General features: G+C 58.2%; 18 protein-coding genes. 4 read left to right on the top strand and 14 right to left on the bottom strand.

The genetic code is table 11. The annotated features are described in order from the left end of the window. The first annotated feature begins 9 nt into the window (after positions 1-9). The 4 genes from E5C26_RS15035 to flgL all read left to right on the top strand — a co-directional run bounded on the left by E5C26_RS15035 (position 10) and on the right by flgL (position 4,906). Positions 10-1,110 (top strand): flagellar basal body P-ring protein FlgI, encoded by a 1,101-nt coding sequence (locus tag E5C26_RS15035; RefSeq protein ID WP_135317029.1) that lies wholly within the window; start codon positions 10-12, stop codon positions 1,108-1,110. Beyond that, positions 1,110-2,051, top strand: a complete 942-nt coding sequence (gene flgJ, locus E5C26_RS15030) for a flagellar assembly peptidoglycan hydrolase FlgJ (RefSeq protein WP_135317028.1) — start codon at positions 1,110-1,112, stop codon at positions 2,049-2,051. The genes E5C26_RS15035 and flgJ overlap by 1 nt, the downstream gene beginning before the upstream one ends. Positions 2,052-2,241: 190 nt before the next feature. Next, positions 2,242-3,888 carry a flagellar hook-associated protein FlgK gene (flgK, locus tag E5C26_RS15025; protein ID WP_135317027.1) on the top strand — a complete coding sequence of 549 codons (1,647 nt, stop codon included), beginning with the start codon at positions 2,242-2,244 and terminating at the stop codon, positions 3,886-3,888. Between the two features lie 58 nt (positions 3,889-3,946). Beyond that, complete coding sequence (gene flgL / locus E5C26_RS15020; protein WP_135317026.1) at positions 3,947-4,906, top strand: flagellar hook-associated protein FlgL; 960 nt, start codon at positions 3,947-3,949, stop codon at positions 4,904-4,906. A gap of 353 nt (positions 4,907-5,259) precedes the next feature. Here the strand turns inward: flgL and sra are convergent, their stop codons facing one another. The 14 genes from sra to fliF form a co-directional block, all read right to left on the bottom strand. Beyond that, positions 5,260-5,391 carry a stationary-phase-induced ribosome-associated protein gene (gene sra / locus E5C26_RS24715; protein ID WP_017893223.1) on the bottom strand — a complete coding sequence of 44 codons (132 nt, stop codon included), beginning with the start codon at positions 5,389-5,391 and terminating at the stop codon, positions 5,260-5,262. A gap of 366 nt (positions 5,392-5,757) precedes the next feature. Then, the gene (gene fliR / locus E5C26_RS15015; protein WP_135317025.1) at positions 5,758-6,540 is read right to left on the bottom strand and encodes a flagellar biosynthetic protein FliR; all 783 of its coding nucleotides are present in this window, start codon (positions 6,538-6,540) and stop codon (positions 5,758-5,760) included. 2 nt (positions 6,541-6,542) lie between these two features. Further along, on the bottom strand, positions 6,543-6,812 hold the full coding sequence (gene fliQ, locus E5C26_RS15010) for a flagellar biosynthesis protein FliQ (protein WP_037419012.1): 270 nt from the start codon (positions 6,810-6,812) through the stop codon (positions 6,543-6,545). A 12-nt stretch (positions 6,813-6,824) separates the two neighbouring features. After that, positions 6,825-7,559, bottom strand: coding sequence for a flagellar type III secretion system pore protein FliP (gene fliP, locus E5C26_RS15005; RefSeq protein WP_135317024.1), 735 nt, complete (start codon positions 7,557-7,559; stop codon positions 6,825-6,827). Between the two features lie 98 nt (positions 7,560-7,657). Then, on the bottom strand, positions 7,658-8,062 hold the full coding sequence (gene fliO, locus E5C26_RS15000) for a flagellar biosynthetic protein FliO (protein WP_135317023.1): 405 nt from the start codon (positions 8,060-8,062) through the stop codon (positions 7,658-7,660). Continuing rightward, positions 8,062-8,475 (bottom strand): flagellar motor switch protein FliN, encoded by a 414-nt coding sequence (fliN, locus tag E5C26_RS14995; RefSeq protein ID WP_135317022.1) that lies wholly within the window; start codon positions 8,473-8,475, stop codon positions 8,062-8,064. Before fliN ends, fliO begins: the two co-directional genes overlap by 1 nt. Then, the gene (gene fliM / locus E5C26_RS14990) at positions 8,472-9,473 is read right to left on the bottom strand and encodes a flagellar motor switch protein FliM (RefSeq protein WP_012145676.1); all 1,002 of its coding nucleotides are present in this window, start codon (positions 9,471-9,473) and stop codon (positions 8,472-8,474) included. Before fliM ends, fliN begins: the two co-directional genes overlap by 4 nt. A 5-nt stretch (positions 9,474-9,478) precedes the next feature. Beyond that, positions 9,479-9,964, bottom strand: coding sequence for a flagellar basal body-associated protein FliL (fliL, locus tag E5C26_RS14985; protein ID WP_135317021.1), 486 nt, complete (start codon positions 9,962-9,964; stop codon positions 9,479-9,481). A gap of 136 nt (positions 9,965-10,100) precedes the next feature. Continuing rightward, complete coding sequence (locus tag E5C26_RS14980; protein WP_135317020.1) at positions 10,101-11,315, bottom strand: flagellar hook-length control protein FliK; 1,215 nt, start codon at positions 11,313-11,315, stop codon at positions 10,101-10,103. Then, a complete protein-coding gene (gene fliJ / locus E5C26_RS14975; RefSeq protein ID WP_135317019.1) occupies positions 11,312-11,758 on the bottom strand; it encodes a flagellar export protein FliJ in 447 nt (148 codons plus the stop codon). Before fliJ ends, E5C26_RS14980 begins: the two co-directional genes overlap by 4 nt. Positions 11,759-11,780: 22 nt before the next feature. Further along, on the bottom strand, positions 11,781-13,142 hold the full coding sequence (fliI, locus tag E5C26_RS14970) for a flagellar protein export ATPase FliI (RefSeq protein WP_135317018.1): 1,362 nt from the start codon (positions 13,140-13,142) through the stop codon (positions 11,781-11,783). After that, positions 13,142-13,846, bottom strand: coding sequence for a flagellar assembly protein FliH (gene fliH / locus E5C26_RS14965; RefSeq protein WP_135317017.1), 705 nt, complete (start codon positions 13,844-13,846; stop codon positions 13,142-13,144). The genes fliI and fliH overlap by 1 nt, the downstream gene beginning before the upstream one ends. Further along, positions 13,839-14,831, bottom strand: a complete 993-nt coding sequence (gene fliG, locus E5C26_RS14960; protein WP_012145670.1) for a flagellar motor switch protein FliG — start codon at positions 14,829-14,831, stop codon at positions 13,839-13,841. The genes fliH and fliG overlap by 8 nt, the downstream gene beginning before the upstream one ends. Next, complete coding sequence (fliF, locus tag E5C26_RS14955) at positions 14,828-16,519, bottom strand: flagellar basal-body MS-ring/collar protein FliF (RefSeq protein WP_135317016.1); 1,692 nt, start codon at positions 16,517-16,519, stop codon at positions 14,828-14,830. Before fliF ends, fliG begins: the two co-directional genes overlap by 4 nt. Positions 16,520-16,770 lie beyond the last annotated feature (251 nt).

The following is a 16,770-nucleotide window of genomic DNA, read 5'->3' as shown; positions in this document are numbered from 1 at the left end:
GATTGACCGATGCTGAAAAAAATACTGCTTACGCTGTGGATTGGGCTGGTGTGTCTACCGGCAACGGCGGAGCGCATTCGCGATCTGGTCACGGTGCAAGGCGTGCGTGATAACGCGCTGATCGGTTACGGGTTGGTGGTCGGGCTGGATGGTTCCGGTGACCAAACCATGCAGACGCCGTTCACCACCCAGAGCCTGAGCAATATGCTGTCGCAGTTGGGGATCACCGTGCCGCCGGGCACCAATATGCAGCTGAAAAACGTGGCGGCGGTGATGGTGACCGCCAAGCTGCCGCCATTTTCGCGTACCGGACAGAATATTGACGTGGTGGTGTCCTCCATGGGCAACGCCAAGAGTCTGCGTGGCGGTACCTTGCTGATGACGCCGCTGAAAGGCGTTGATAACCAGGTCTACGCACTGGCTCAGGGCAACGTGCTGGTAGGCGGTGCCGGTGCCTCGTCCGGCGGCAGCAGCGTGCAGGTCAACCAACTGGCCGGTGGCCGCATCAGTAACGGGGCCACCATTGAACGCGAACTGCCAACCACCTTCGGTGCCGGTGGTGTGATTAATCTGCAGTTGAACGATGAGGATTTCACCCTGGCGCAGCAGATCAGCGATGCCATCAACCGCCAGCGCGGTGGTGGTACCGCCTCACCGTTGGACGCCCGCACCATTCAGGTACTGGTGCCGCAGGGCAACAGTTCGCAGGTGCGTTTCCTGGCGGAGATCCAGAACATTAACGTCAGCGTCGGGGCGATGGATGCCAAAGTGATCATCAACTCACGTACCGGGTCGGTGGTGATGAACCGCGACGTGATCCTGGATTCTTGTGCGGTGGCGCAGGGCAATCTGTCGGTGGTGGTCGATCGGCAAAATACCGTCAGCCAACCAACGACGCCGTTTGGCGGCGGGCAGACCGTGGTGACGCCGAATACCCAGATTTCAGTGCAGCAGCAGGGCGGTTCGCTGCAGAAGGTTAATGCCAGCGCCAATCTGAACAACGTGATCCGCGCGCTGAATGCCTTGGGGGCTACACCGATCGATCTGATGTCGATCCTACAGGCAATGCAAAGCGCCGGCTGTCTGCGCGCCAAGTTGGAAATCATTTGATGGCCGGCGATCTGATGGCGATGTCGGGCGCCGCTTATGATGCGCAGGCGCTAAACGGGCTGAAGCGTGACGCGGCGAGCGATCCGCAGGGCAATCTGAAACAGGTGGCGCAACAGGTTGAAGGCATGTTCGTGCAGATGATGCTCAAAAGCATGCGTGCCGCGCTACCCAAAGACGGGGTACTGAGCAGCGATCAGTCGCGGCTCTATACCTCAATGTATGACCAGCAGATTGCCCAGCAGATGTCGCAGAAGGGGCTGGGGATGGCCGACATGATGGTCAGGCAGATGAGCAACGCCAACGCGGTGCCGAGTGAGACGGCGGGCATGTCACCAATGGCGCTGGACAACGAGGTACTGCAAACGCTGCCGAATCAGGCGCTGGAGCAAATGATTCGTCGTGCGGTGCCGAAAGCGCCTGCCGCGTCGCCGCTGTCGCTCAATAACGGCAACTTTGTCGCCCGGCTGTCCGTTCCGGCGCGCGTTGCCAGTCAGCAGAGTGGCATTCCGCATCAGTTGATTGTGGCGCAGGCCGCGCTGGAATCGGGCTGGGGCCAGCGCGAAATCCCGACTGCCAACGGCACGCCAAGCTACAACCTGTTTGGCATCAAGGCCGGCAGCAGTTGGAACGGGCCGGTTACCGAGGTCACCACCACCGAGTTTGAGCAGGGAGCAGCGAAGAAGATCAAGGCGCAGTTCCGAGTGTACGGTTCTTATGTTGAAGCGATTGCCGACTACGTCAAGCTGTTGACCAATAACCCGCGCTACGCCGAAGTGGCCAATGCGCGCAGCCCCGAACAGGCGGCACATGCGTTGCAGAAGGCCGGTTACGCTACCGATCCGCAATACGCCAACAAGTTGGTCAGCGTGATCCAGCAGATGAAAAACAGCGGCGAACAGGTGGTCAAGGCTTATACCCATGACCTGAAGGATCTGTTCTAGCCACAGGGCGCGGCATGCAGCGCCCCTACGCAATAGGCCGTATTTAAACGTAGGGGTTCAGCATGCTGGACCCGGTTTTTTTCCTCAAGTTTCCCCGCTTTTTGCCGATAACCAACACAGGCTGGGCGGATGGGTTCAGCAGATTAATTGACTTCTGTGGGCCAGCGGCACCGCAGCAAAAGGAACTTCTATGTCCAATAGCTTAATCAATACCGCGATGAGCGGGCTGAATGCGGCTCAGGTGGCGCTCAGCACCGTCAGTAACAACATCTCCAATTACAACGTGGCGGGCTATAACCGCCAGACGGCGATTTTGGCGCAAAATGGCGGCATGAGCACCATGAACGGCTTTATTGGCAATGGCGTTACCGTGACCAGCGTCAACCGCGAATACAATCAGTTCATTACCAACCAACTGCGCGGCGCGCAGAGCCAGGCCGGGGCGCAGAACGCCTATTTCGAGAAAATTTCGCAGATCGACAACCTGCTGGCCAGTAAGACCAATACTCTGTCGACCAACATGCAGGACTTCTTCAGTAACCTGGAGAATCTGGTCAGCAACGCCGGTGATGACGCAGCGCGTCAGACGGTGCTGGGCAAAGCCAATGGCCTGGTCAATCAGTTCAATAACACCGATAAATATCTGCGCGATATGGACAGCGGCGTTAATCAGCAGCTCAGCGATAGCGCGACGCAGATCAACAGCTACAGCCAGCAGATCGCCAAACTCAATGATGAAATCACCCGCCTGCGCGGCAGTGGCGGTGAGCCGAATGCCTTACTGGATCAGCGCGACCAGTTAGTCACCGAGCTAAACCAGGTGGTGGGGGTGCAGGTGACCCAGCAGGACGGCGATGCTTATACGGTCTCTTTCGCCAACGGCCTGACCCTGGTGCAGGGCAGCAACAGCTATCAGGTTGAAGCCATCCCCTCCAGCGGCGACCCTTCCCGCCTGACTCTGGGTTATAACCGCGGTAACGGCGTCAGCGAAGTGCCTGAAGGGCAAATTACCAGCGGCAGCGTTAGCGGCGTACTGAAATTCCGCAGTGAATCACTGGATGCCACACGTAACCAACTGGGGCAACTGGCGCTGGTAATGGCGGACAGTTTTAACCAGCAACACCGCGCCGGGTTCGATCTTAACGGTGACGCCGGGACCGACTTCTTCAACTTTGGCGGTGGGCGCGTGGTGGATAACAGCCGCAATAGCGGTGATGCGGCGCTGTCGGTGTCCTACACCGATACCGGCAAGGTGAAAGCCAATGATTACCGGGTAGAGTTTGACGGCAGCAATTGGCAGGTAAGCCGTCTGCCGGACAACGTGAAGGTTAACGCCACCGCGGGTACCGATGCCGATGGCAAAGCGACGCTAAGTTTTGACGGCCTGAAGGTGGGCATTGAGGGCAACGCGCAAAAGAATGACAGCTTTACCGTGAAGCCGGTCAGCGACGTCGCGGGCAGCCTGAAGGTCGCCATCACCAACTCTTCAAACATTGCCGCTGCCGGTAAGGATGACAGCGGCCGCGGCGATAACGAAAACGCCAAAAAACTGCTCGACCTGCAAACCAAGAAACTGGTCGACGGCAAAGCCACCTTCAGCGGTGCTTACGCCAGTATGGTCAGCAGCGTGGGTAACCAAACGGCATCGGCCAAGGTTTCGGTGACCTCACAGAACAATATCGTCAAGCAGCTGACTATCCAACAGCAGTCGGTTTCCGGCGTTAACCTGGATGAAGAGTACGGTGAACTGCTGCGTTTCCAGCAGTATTACATGGCCAATGCGCAGGTGATCCAGACCGCCAGCTCGATGTTTGATGCGCTGCTGAATATCCGTTGATTTCCCTTTTAACCGGGGCCGCATTGGCTCCGGTCACCGATTTTGAGGAGCCTGCACCATGCGCATGAGCACCAGCATGATGTACCAACAGAACATGTCCGGCATTACCGGCAACCAATCACTGTTTATGAAGGCGGCAGAGCAGCTTTCTACCGGCAAAAAGGTCAGCAATCCGTCTGACGATCCGCTGGCGGCATCGCAGGCGGTGATGTTGGCCCAGTCCCAGTCGGAAAACACCCAGTATGCCCTGGCGCGAACCTTTGCCCGCCAAAGTGTGTCGATGGAAGAGACGGTGCTGGGCGGGGCAACCAGTACCATCGCCGATATGAAGGCGCTGATCGTCAATGCCGGCGGTACCGAAAGCGATAACGACCGTGATTCGCTGGCGACCCAACTGCAGGGGCTGAAAGACCAACTGCTCAACCAGGCGAACAGCACCGACGGCAACGGCCGCTACATGTTTGGCGGCTTCGTCAATGACAAGCCCCCGTTTGTCGATAACGGCGGGACGATCAGCTACGCCGGTGGTAACCAGGCGGTCGAGCAGAAAGTGGACGCCAACCGCACCATGACCATTGGCCATACCGGCGATACAGTGTTTATGTCCTTGACCAGCAACCCGAAGCCAGAGCCGGACGGCAGTGCGCCGGTTTCTAACGTGTTTGAAAGCATTGATATCGCGCTGAAGGCGTTGAAAACCCCTTTGAAGGACGCGGACGACGCCACCAAACAGCAGGTGAACGATGCGCTGGCCAAGGCCAACCGTGGCCTGGACAACTCCTACAACAAAGTGCTCAGCGTACGTGCCGAACTGGGTAACCAACTGCAGGAAATGGATACGCTGGACAGCATCGGCAAAGATCGCGACCTGATCAACCAAACGCAAATGAGTGCGTTGACGGATGCCGACCTGGCCGAGTCGATATCGAGCTACTTTATGCAGCAGGCGGCCTTGCAGGCGTCGTACAAAACCTTCGGTGATATGCAGGGTATGTCGCTGTTCCAGATGAACCGCTGATACCCGTCGTCTTTCAAGCTGCAGCGTTGTTACCTGCACTGATATGGTAGGGGGCGAATACATTCGCCCCGATTAAAGCGGGCGTAGCATGCAGCGCCCCTACCGAATGAATGGCAATAATAAACATCCGTTGTGAAGCCATGGCGGGTCACTCTTTGGGTGTGCTTAGAAGGCGCTATCTCTGTAGAGCCTTCTTGAAACCGGGCGCACTTTTTTGGCACGTCACTCTTTCCCCCACTAAGGTTTGAGTGACGTGCTTTTTTTTCGCCTGATTTAACGTCGGGAAACGTTAAAATATTCAGACGGAAAGGGGAGTAATACCAGAGGCTATATTTTTATTTATAGCGTAGCGGTTATTTTTTCTTTTTCACCATGGTCCATTTTTCACCGTTCGGCGAAGAGGATAGTGATATTTGAATACGGTTGGTTGCCCAGTGCGCCATGCCTAAGGCTCTGCGTGCTCTTCGGTTGGTTTTGGCTTTCATTTCCGTGCTCCTGAGGGTAGAGGTAAAACCGCAGATAATAAATATGCCTGTCCCGCCGGCTGACCCCGGTGAAAAGTATTTTTATCCCTGCGGATGATGGTCGTCAGAGTTTTATTTAACTTCCCTGTGCGTTAATTTATATTTAAATTTACTCCTTTATTTAATTGTTCGACGGCTGTTATTACTGATGGCTTTATATTTAACAAGGCCATTCTAAGGTGGGTATTTTATTATTCAAGGCCATAAAAATAATCGAAGCCAAATCGTGTTTATTGGGCTTTTCCAACTTTTTATAGCGAGAAAGGGGTTTTACTGCCAGTTTGTCCGGCGAGGTGCGGCCGTTAAGCCGCACGAATGAGGGTAACGCTAGGGGGTCATGCTGCCGATGACATCAGCCAGCCTGTCGAAGAACTCACCGAACAGGTGCTCACAAAACGGCGCCAGCATCGGCATCATCATGCCAATGGTCATAATGCCGATGGTCATGGTGACCGGGAAGCCGATGACAAATACCGACAGTTGCGGCGTCATGCGGTTGAGCAGGCCGAGCGCCATGTTCAGCGTCAGCAACAGGCAAATCAGTGGCAGTGCCAGCATCAGACCATTGATGAAAATCAGCGAACCGGCCTGGGTCAGTGCCAGAAAACCGTTGCCATTGAGCGGCTCAGCCTGGATAGGCAGAGTATGGAAGCTGTCGACCAGCAGCGAAATCAGCCACAGGTGACCGTTAAAACTGAGGAACAACAGCATGGCCAGCAGGTTGAGCAGCCGCGCCAGCACCGGGGTGTTCGGCCCGCCGCTGGGATCAAAGAAGGTGGCGAACGATAGGCCCATCTGCATGCCGATCACTTCGCCGGCCAGGCGGATTGCCGCAAAGGCGAACTGCATGGTCAGGCCCAGCGCCACGCCGATCAGGATCTGCTGTGCGGCCAGCCATAGTCCGGCGGCGGAGAAGATAGGGACGGTGCTGATGGGCAATCCAGGGGCGATCAGGATCACGATCAGTCCGCCCAGGCCAATCTTTACCTTCTTGCTGATTTGCTTTTCGCTGAACACCGGCGCGGTGCTGATCAACGCCAGAATGCGCAGCAGCGGCCAGAAATATTGGCTAAGCCAGACGCCGAACTGCGCGCTGTCAAATGTGAGCATGGTTAACCAATCAGATTCGGCAGGTTGGTGAACAGCGTGCGCATATAGTCCAGCAGCAGGTTGAGCATCCAGGGCCCGGCAATCACGATGGTGGCGACCACCGCCAGAATTTTGGGGATAAACGACAACGTCATTTCGTTGATCTGGGTGGCGGCCTGCAGCAGGCTGACCACCAGACCGCTGACCAACGCGGCGAGCAGCATCGGGGCAGCCAGCGCCAGCGCTACTTTCATCGCTTCGGTGCCCAGCGCCATTACGGATTCAGGGGTCATTGGCGGCTCCGGTTATGAATAGAAACTTTGTGCCAGCGAGCCAAGCAGCAACTGCCAGCCATCCACCAACACAAACAGCATCAGTTTGAACGGCAGCGAGATAGTCGCCGGGGGCACCATCATCATCCCCAACGCCATCAGCACGCTGGCCACCACCAGATCGATAATCAGGAACGGAATAAATACCGTGAAGCCAATTTGGAACGCGGTTTTCAGCTCGCTGGTGACGTAAGCCGGCAGCAGAATCCGCATCGGCACCGCTTCCGGCCCGGCCAGTGGCGGCAGGTTGGCGAGCTTGGCGTACAGGGCCAAATCGGTTTCACGCGTCTGGCGCAGCATAAATTCGCGCAGCGGCTGCGAACCTTTATCCATTGCGACGTCCAGGCTGATTTTGTCCTGACTGAACGGCAGGTAGGCGTCCTGATAGACCTTGTCGAACACCGGCGACATGATGAAAAAGGTCAGGAACAGCGCCAGACCCAGCATCACCTGATTCGGTGGAGCGGAAGGAGTGCCCAGCGCGTTGCGCAGTAGCCCGAGCACGATGATGATGCGGGTGAAACTGGTCATCATCAGCAGCATTGCAGGCAGGAAGCTGAGCGAGGTCAGCAACACCAGCGTTTGCACCGGCAACGACCAGCTTTGGCCACCGCCCGCCAACGGCTGGCTGATAAGGCCAGGCAACTGCGCGAAAGTCGCCGGGCTGATTAGCAGCAGGGCAGCGGCAAAAAGGTGTTTTCCCCTCACCCCGGCCCTCTCCCGGCAGGAGAGGGGGACGGCTGTGACCTTCTGGCAATTCGAGCCGAGGGGGGCAAAAGCCGGGGATGCTGATTGTTGAGTGTGAGTCATGCCGATTTTTCCGGACGTTTCAAAACTTTTTGCATCAGTTGGCGAAAATCAGCCGGCGCTGCGCTGTCGGTTGCGCTGCCATCTTGCGCAGGGGCCGGCAGGGTATGCAGCGGGGTGATTTGCTGGGCGGTGACGCCCAGCACCAGCAAGGTGTTGTCCACTTCGACCACCACCACGCGCTCACGCTGACCAACCTGGCAGCTGGCCCGCAGGTTTAACAGTTTGCTGTTGCGTGCCTGTGGGGCGAACCCCAATCGGCGAAACAGCCAACCTACCAGCAGGATCAGCAGCAGGATCCCGCCGAGTGCGGTACTGACCTGTGTCAGCACCGAACCGGCCGGCAGTGCCGGGGTGGCGGGTTGCAAAGTGCCCTGGCCGGGCGCGGTGGCGTTTGGGTTCATCAGCGGCTCAGGCGGCGCATACGTTCGGATGGGGTAATGATGTCGGTAATACGCACGCCGAACTTGTCGGCCACCACCACCACTTCGCCCTGGGCAATCAGATAACCGTTGATCATGATATCCAGGGGTTCACCCGCCAACCCGTCCAACGCCACGACCGAACCCTGCGACAGACGCAGCAGTTCCTTGATGGTCATTTTGGTGCGGCCCAGTTCGACGGTCAGTTTGACCGGGATATCCAGGATCAGATCGATGTCCTGCAGGCTACCGCCGGCCTCCTGAGGTTCCAGCGATTTGAACACTGCGTCGCTGGCAGAGGTTTTATCGGTCGCAAGCTGCTCGTTAAACGCATCAGCCCACAGGTCGTCCACGGATTCCTTTCCTTCGCCAGACGGTTGCTTAGGATCACTCATTTGGGCTGTTCCTCACTCAGAGCATTCAAAATAGGGTTAATCAAATGTTCAACACGCAGGGCGTACTGCCCGTTTAACGTGCCGTATTGGCTGGTCAGTACCGGTACGCCGTCCACGTGGGCAATCAGGCGATCCGGTTTATCAATCGGTAATACGTCACCCGGTTGCAGCTTCAGAATTTTTGACAGCCGCATCGGGATATCGACGAAGTTGGCAATCAGCTCCAGTTCGGAATGCTGCACCTGTTTCACCAGCGTTTCGCGCCAGTGGCTGTCTTCCTGCCGTGAGTTTTCCAGCGGCGGGTTGGTCAGCAGTTCGCGCAGTGGCTCTATCATCGCGAACGGAATACAGATGTTGAATTCACCGCTCAGCGCACCGATTTCCACCTGGAACGGAGTGGTAACCACAATGTCGTTCGGCGAGGTGGTGATATTGGTGAATTTCACCTGCATTTCGGCGCGCACGTATTCCACGTTGATCTTGTAAATCGCGCTCCAGGCGTCGCCGTAAGCATCCAGTGCCAGACGTAGCATGCGCTTGATCACCCGCTGTTCGGTCGGGGTGAATTCGCGGCCTTCCACTTTGGTCGGAAAACGGCCGTCGCCCCCGAACAGGTTATCGACTGCGATAAACACCAGGCTCGGCGCGAACACGAACAGCGCGGTACCGCGCAGCGGGTTCAGGTGCACCAGGTTGAGGTTGGTGGGCACCGGCAGGTTGCGGGCAAATTCGTGGTACGGCTGAATTTTGATCGGGCCGACGGTAATGTCCGGGCTGCGACGCAGCAGGTTGAATAACCCCATGCGGAACTGGCGGGCAAAACGTTCGTTGATGATTTCCAGCGCGTGCAGACGCTCGCGCACCACGCGGCGCTGGGTGGTCGGATCGTACGGCTTGACCTCGCTCTCGTTACTGGTGACCGCGACGGGTTCATCCCCCGCGCTGTCGCCGTTGAGCAAGGCGTCGATCTCTGCCTGTGAAAGAATGCTGTCGCCCATAGTGATTACCGCAATATGAAGGCGGTGAACAGCACGTCGCTGACCACCTGCTTCGGTTGTCCTTTAACCAGCGGCGGGCTAAGTACGTCCTTAATCTGCGCCACCAGTTGCTGTTTCCCTTGTTCACTGCTCAACTGACCCGCTTCCTGACGGGACAGCAGCATCAGCAGACGGCTACGTACCTCCGGCAGAAAATCGTTCAGTTGGCGGCGGGTGTTTTCGTCCGGCAAGCGTAATGTCAGGCCGATATACAACACGCGATCGGGGTTGTTATCCGGCGTCATCAGATTGACGGTAAAGGTATCCAGCGGCATAAACACCGGTGCAGCCGGAGGTTGCGGTTTGTCTGCGGGCTGTGCGCCGTTCTGGTGCTGTTTGAGCTGCCACCAGCTGTAGCCGGCTGCGCCACAGGCGGCTACGGTGATCAACACCAGCAGGATCACCAGTAACGGACGTTTATTTGAGGCTGTTGGAAGGGAGTTCTGAGACATTGCTAAGCCAAATTCCTGTTTTCTGCGTACATGAAAACCGCACGCATGACATGTAGCGGTATTATCCCGTCTATTCCGGCGTGCAATAGCCAGAATAGGCGGGGAAAAGCGTGCCAGCTTGGGCGTTTGCGGTCAGTCAGGCGAAAATATCAACGCCGCTGACGGCCCGAGCCATCGCCTGCAATGCCTGTGGGGCACTGAGGGCTTCTGCGGCAGGTTCACTACCTGCGTGGCTATCGCGATAACTCGGTTGGCCCTGCTGCCCGGCATTTTGTTGTTGCGCCTGTTGCCCCTGTGGCATGGATTCACTGCCGACGCTGCTTTGTCCCAGATTGATGCCGCTTTCTGCCAGCGCATGGCGCAGTTGCGGCATGGCGGCTTCCACGGCGGCACGCACCTGACCGTGGGCGGAGGCAATGTGCAACTGTGCCTGGCTGTCATCGAGCTTGAGGGTGATCTGCAATGCCCCCAGTTCCTGCGGATGCAGACGCAGTTCTGCGCTTTGCTGGCCGTTGCGATGGAACATCAGTACCTGCTGATTGAGCGCCTGTTGCCACTCGGGGCTACCAAGCTGGGCATTTAGCTGTGGCGTAGGCGGGGCGGTGACCAGCGAAGAGGCTGGAGCGGCTGCCACCGTCGGGCTGGAGACGGGCGGCGCCATCAGGTGATTGACTGGCTGCTGGGTATCGGTACTGAATTTCAACGCGCTTGCATCCGGCTTGTCGTGGGTGGCCGCCAACTGTTGTGGGGCGTCGGCACGGCTTGCAGCAGTAAGCGGATCTTTGCTCGCGGCTGCCGGGGCTTTCTGAACCTCCGTCATCTGGGATGCCGAAACCTCCGCGTGTCGACCCAGCGCTGCGCCTGGCAGGGCGGCAGATTGCACTGCACCCGGTTCGCCTTCAACGTTCAGTTCTCCGGTGCCCGCCGCGGTAGCCGGCGTTACGGCGATCGGTAACATGGCAAACAGCGCCTGTAAGGTGGCCGCGTCGATTTCACCGGCGGGGCGCAGGGCCGTATTTTCCGCAGTTTGATCTTTCAGCGGCTCTTCACCCGGCGTGACGGCTGCTTGCTGAGCGCTGCTTGATAGCGACGGTGCCAAAAGCCCATCAGGTTCGCCGAAGGTGGTCAGTAGCTGGGTTAACTGGTTGCGGCTCAGCGGCGCGGAGTCCTCGTCTGCACTCAGCGTCATCGGCGACAGCTTGCCTGCAGCCTTATCGGCCGGCAGCACACGTGCACCGAGCAGTTGAGCGAAAGCGGACGACAGGGAGGATTCATCCAGCGGCAACTGTGTGTCCGGCAGTAATCCGCTGTCGCCTGGGGTCGACAGACCTGACAATAGGTTGAGGTTCATGGGTGGATATTCCTTTGTGCACTGCGTTGAGCAAACTCATCCATCAGTTTTTGATCCCGTTTATTCTCCAACTGCAGTTCCGCACTTTGGGCACGGGTATGCAGGGTTTCGAAGGCATTCAGCCGTTGCTGCTTGTCCTGCCAGTGTTTAACCGCGCTCTCGACTTTTTGCCCCCACTGCATCAGTTGCTGGCGATGTTGGGTGATGGCCTGCTCCAGCGTGCCGATAAACTGCTGATAGTTCTGCCAGTTGGACGATTCCATGCCGCCACTCAGTTGATTATTCAGCTTCTGACGGTACTCATCCTGATAATTGAGCAGCATGGAAAGCTGCTGCTCTGCCGCCTGCTGTGCCTTGCGCACCTGGCCCAACTGCTGCGTCGCCTGTTCTACTGCGTCCTGCGCCAAATCGCGCAGGGTAATCAGGGGTGACTGTGGTTTCATCGGATTTTCGCCTTTGGTGACGTTAAACGATCAACTGCTGTAACTGTTGGCAAGCGTCGTCATAACCGCTGCGTTCAAAAATGCCCTGTTGCAGATAAGCTTCCATCTGCGGGTACAGCGCCATCGCCTTGTCCAGCAAAGGATCGCTGCCTGAGACGTAGGCGCCGACGCTGATCAAATCGCGGTTGCGTTGATAGCTGGCCAGCATCTGTTTGAAATTACGCACCCGGCGGTAATGTTCCTCATCGATCAGCGATGTCATGGCGCGGCTGATCGAGGCTTCAATGTCGATTGCCGGGTAGTGACCGGCCTCCGCCAGCCGTCGTGACAGCACCACGTGGCCGTCGAGAATGGCACGCGCCGAATCGGCAATCGGATCCTGCTGGTCATCGCCTTCGGTCAGTACGGTATAAAAGGCGGTGATTGAACCGCCACCGCTGATGCCGTTGCCCGCGCGTTCGACTAACGCTGGCAGTTTGGCGAATACCGAAGGCGGATAACCTTTGGTGGCCGGCGGTTCGCCGATGGCCAGGGCGATCTCACGCTGGGCCATGGCGTAACGGGTCAGTGAATCCATAATCAGCAGCACGTGCTGACCGCGATCGCGGAAGTCCTCGGCAATACGCGTGGCGTAGGCGGCCCCCTGCATGCGCAGCAGCGGCGAGACGTCGGCCGGGGCGGCAATCACCACCGAACGTGCCCGGCCTTCGGGGCCGAGGATGTTTTCGATAAAGTCTTTGACCTCGCGGCCACGTTCGCCGATCAGCCCGACGACAATCACGTCGGCCTGGGTATAACGCGCCATCATGCCCAGCAGCACGCTTTTACCGACGCCGGAACCGGCGAACAGCCCCATGCGCTGACCACGGCCGACGGTTAACAGACCATTAATGGTGCGTACTCCGACGTCCAGTACCTGTTCGATCGGCGTACGTTGCAGTGGGTTGAAAGGGGCGGTGATCAGCGGCGCACGATAACCGGTTTCCGGTGCGGGCAGGCCGTCGAGTGGCTTGGCGCTGCCGTCCAGCACCCGACCCAGCAATGCCGGCCCGAGCGGCAGCTGTTTGCTGGCGCTTTGCCCTTCCGGCGAGACGCGGGCATACACCCGTGCGCCGGGCACAATGCCTTCCACTTCTTCCAGTGGCATCAGGAACAGTCGCTGGCCGTTAAAACCGACCACTTCGCTCTCGACTTCCTGTACTTCACCCGCGTCGTGACGTTCGATCAGGCAGGTCGCGCCGATCGGCAGTTGCAGCCCGGTGGCTTCCAGTACCAGCCCGGTTGCGCGCGTCAGGCGGCCGTAACGACGAACCTTCGGCGCGTGCGTGATGCGTTTCTCCAACGTATCCAGTGAGGTCAGCCAGCGGCCGAGTCGAAGCGTCATTACACTTCTCCCGGAGCCGCCAGGCGGCAGAGTTCGTGCCAGCGGGTTGCCAGACTGGCGTCGAGGTCGCCTTCATCGGCACTGACCTTGCAACCGCCAGGGTGCAGTTGACCATCGGCCAGCAGCCGCCAGCCGTGCAGGCTGAGCGTGGCGCCCAGTTGTTGTTCAATACGCTGGTAATCATCCGGATGTACGCGCAACTGAGGCTTACCGCTGAACATCGGTTCCTGCTGAATCAACTGCTGTATCTGCGCCAGCAGGGCAGTGCCGTCACACACCGGCGGCTGACCGAGCACCTGTTTGGCGGCGGTCAACGCCAACTGCATCAGGCGCGAGGCGATCACGCTGTCCAGCGCGTCCAGCGTGTGCTGGAATTCTGTCACCAGTTGTTGCCAGTGGGCGGTCAGCGGTTGTTGTTGCTGTTGCGCCTCCAGCAATCCCTGTTGGCGGCCTTCCTCCATGCCGGCCTGGAACCCGGCTTCGTAACCCTTTTGCTGGCCGTCGGCATAGCCCAACTGCTGGCCTTGCTGCTCTGCCTGCAGGCGCAATTGGGCCAATTGCTGTTCCTGAACCACGGTGTCGTCCAGTGGTGTGCCGAAAGACTCTACTGGCGGTAACGGCAGCGGTTCGACCACCGCTTTCGGCTCGGTCAAATCGTTAAGCGACCAGGGCTGCCAGGGCAGGGTGTTAATGCGATCAGACATAGGTGTCCTCGCCACCGCCGATAATCATTTCGCCGCTTTCCGCTAAACGACGGACCACCAGCAGGATGGCTTTCTGTTCGTTCTCGACCTGCGACATGCGTACCGGGCCACGGTTGGCCAGATCGTCGCGCAGAATGTCGGCGGCACGTTGCGACATGTTCTTGAGGAACTTCTCGCGCAGCGGCTGTTCCGCCCCTTTGAGCGCCACCAGCAAGGATTCGCCTTCCACTTCCTGCAACAGGCGCTGGATGCTGCGGTCGTCGACCTCCACCAGGTTTTCGAACAGGAACATTTCGTCGATGATCTTCTGTGCCAGTTCGCCGTCGTATTCGCGCATGGCGTCGATAACCGCTTCTTCCTGCTGAGTTTTCATCAGGTTGATGATCTCGGCTGCGGTGCGTACCCCGCCCATTTTGCTGCGCTTGAGGTTCTGGCCGTCGAGCAGGTTGTTCAGCACTTCGGTCAGTTCCGCCAGCGCTGCCGGTTGCACACCGCCGAAGGTGGCGATACGCAGCATCACGTCGTTGCGCAGGCGTTCGTCGAACAGCGCCAAAATATCCGCCGCCTGGCCACGCTTCAGGTGGACCAGAATGGTGGCGATGATCTGCGGGTGTTCGTCGCGGATCAGATCGGCGGCGCTCATCGGCTCCATAAAGTTGAGCGTTTCCATGCCGGTGGTGGTCTCGCGGGATTCGAGAATATCCTCCAACAGGCTGGCGGCACGCTCTTCGCCCAGCGCTTTAACCAGCACCGAACGCAGGTAGTCACTGGCGTTGACGCTCAGTGCCGCATACTGTTCGGCGTCATCTTCAAATTCGCGCAGTATTTCATTGAGTTGTTTGTGCGAGACCTGGCTCATGCTGGCCATGGTGCCGCTCAACTGCTGGACTTCCCGCGAGGAGAGGTGTTTGAACACCTCGGCGGCGCGATCTTCACCCAGGGTCATCAGCAGGATGGCGCTTTTTTCGGTTCCGGTCAGACTCATAATTCGTTGCTCATCCATTGGCGGATTACCAGAGCGACCACGCGTGGGTCTTTATCAGCCATATCGCGGATCCGCTGGCTCTGGACTTCTGCACTGACGCGCTGCTGTGATTTGCGGTGCTGCGCCAGCTCCTCATTACTTTGTTTATTGCTCTCTGCCGGTTTGGCCATTGGCGTATTGGCGGCGGCGATAGCGGCCTTTTGTACCGCCTGACGGTTTTGCAACTGCGGACGTACCAGTTTGCGCCACAGCAACCAGCCGACCAGTAACACCAGAAGATAACGCCCGGCGTCGAACAGACGATCGATAAACGCCTGACTTTGCCAGAACGGCAGCTCACCACCGGTGACTTCGTTTTCGGTAAACGGCGTGTTGACCACGTTGAGCGTGTCGCCGCGGCTGCTGGAGAAACCCATGGACTCGCGCACCAGCGATTCGATCTGCGCCAACTGCTCTTTACTCATTGGCAGTGGTTTACCGTCTTTATCAGTACCGCGATAGTTGACCACCACCGCCACCGACAGCCGCTGTACCGTCCCGGCTTTTTGCTGGGTATGACGGATGGTGCGATCGACTTCGTAATTGGTGGTTTCATCCAGGCGAGAATTCTGCGGCCCCGAGTTTGCGCTGCGGGTGGTCGCGGCATTGGGTTGCGGGGCATTGGCGTTATTGCCGCCGGCCGCCGGTTTAGCAGTTTCAATCGGCGCGGTAGCCGGTGCGCTAGGTTGGTTGGACAAGGCACCCGGTACGCCACCGACCAATGGCCCGCCAATCTGATCGCTTTGGCTCATTTGTTTGGAGCGGACGGCGGCCTTATTGGGCAGTTGGTTCGGCTGATATTCTTCGTCGGTTTGTTCGCGGGTGGCAAAATCAATCTGCGCGGTAACCTGGGCGCGCGCGTTACCGTTACCGACCATCGGCGCCAAAATCGCTTCGATACGGCGCTGGTAGCGACTTTCCACTTCGTTGGCGTACTTGAGCTGTGCGGCGTTCAGATCGCGTCCGGCACCGTCAGACTGGGTCAGCAGGCGACCGGATTGATCGACCACGGTCACGTTGCCTGGTGGCAGGCCGGCGACGCTGCTTGAGACCATATAAACGATGGCGTTGATCTGACCGTCATCCAAAGCGCGGCCGGGTTGCAGCGTCAGGGTCACCGAGGCGGAAGGGGATTTTTGCTCGCGCACGAACAGCGAGGGTTTTGGCAATGCCAGATGCACCCGGGCGTTTTGTACCGGCCCCAGTGATTCGATGGTGCGCGACAATTCGCCTTCCAGCGCACGCTGGTAGTTGATTTGCTCACTGAACTGGCTGATGCCGAATTTTTCCTGATCCAGCAGTTCGAAGCCTACGGCACCGCCTTTCGGCAGGCCCAGCTGCGCCAGCCGCAGGCGGGTTTCGTGCACTTTGTCTGCCGGGATCAGCAACGCCGCGCCGTTCTCGGCAAAGCGGTAGGGGATGTTCATCTGCGTCAGCTGGGTGACAATGGCACCGCCGTCGCGATCGTTAATGTTGCTGTACAGCACCCGGTAATCAGGACTTTTTGCCCATAACAGCAGCGCAACCACAATGGCGATGGCGGCGGAAGCGGCGATCAGCAGTGGGATTTTCGGGTTGGCGCGCAGACGGTTCCACATGGCTTGCAGGCCATTATCGCGGCTTTCGGTGGCGGAGATTGAAGCACTCATTTTAGCCAGTGTCCTTCAATGACGCTCAGGATCCGGTTCGGGCCACGGCGTAGCTCCCTGCCAGGCTGATGAACGATGTGGTTAGCGTTGTGTGACAAAACAGACTCCCTGATACACATTTCTTCTAAATAGCGGCGCTCCCATTTCTGGGCATGCCATTATTTCCCCTTACTCACTATTTCGATGGCCCGAAAAGCCGGGTTTTTTGCAGTTAATTAGCCGCTTTAGGACAAAAATGCTGTGTTAGGGTG

The sequence above is a fragment of the Serratia proteamaculans genome (assembly GCF_004684015.1).
GTDB classification, from domain to species: Bacteria; Pseudomonadota; Gammaproteobacteria; order Enterobacterales; family Enterobacteriaceae; genus Serratia; species Serratia proteamaculans_F.
This window is presented reverse-complemented; position numbering and strand designations above follow the sequence as displayed.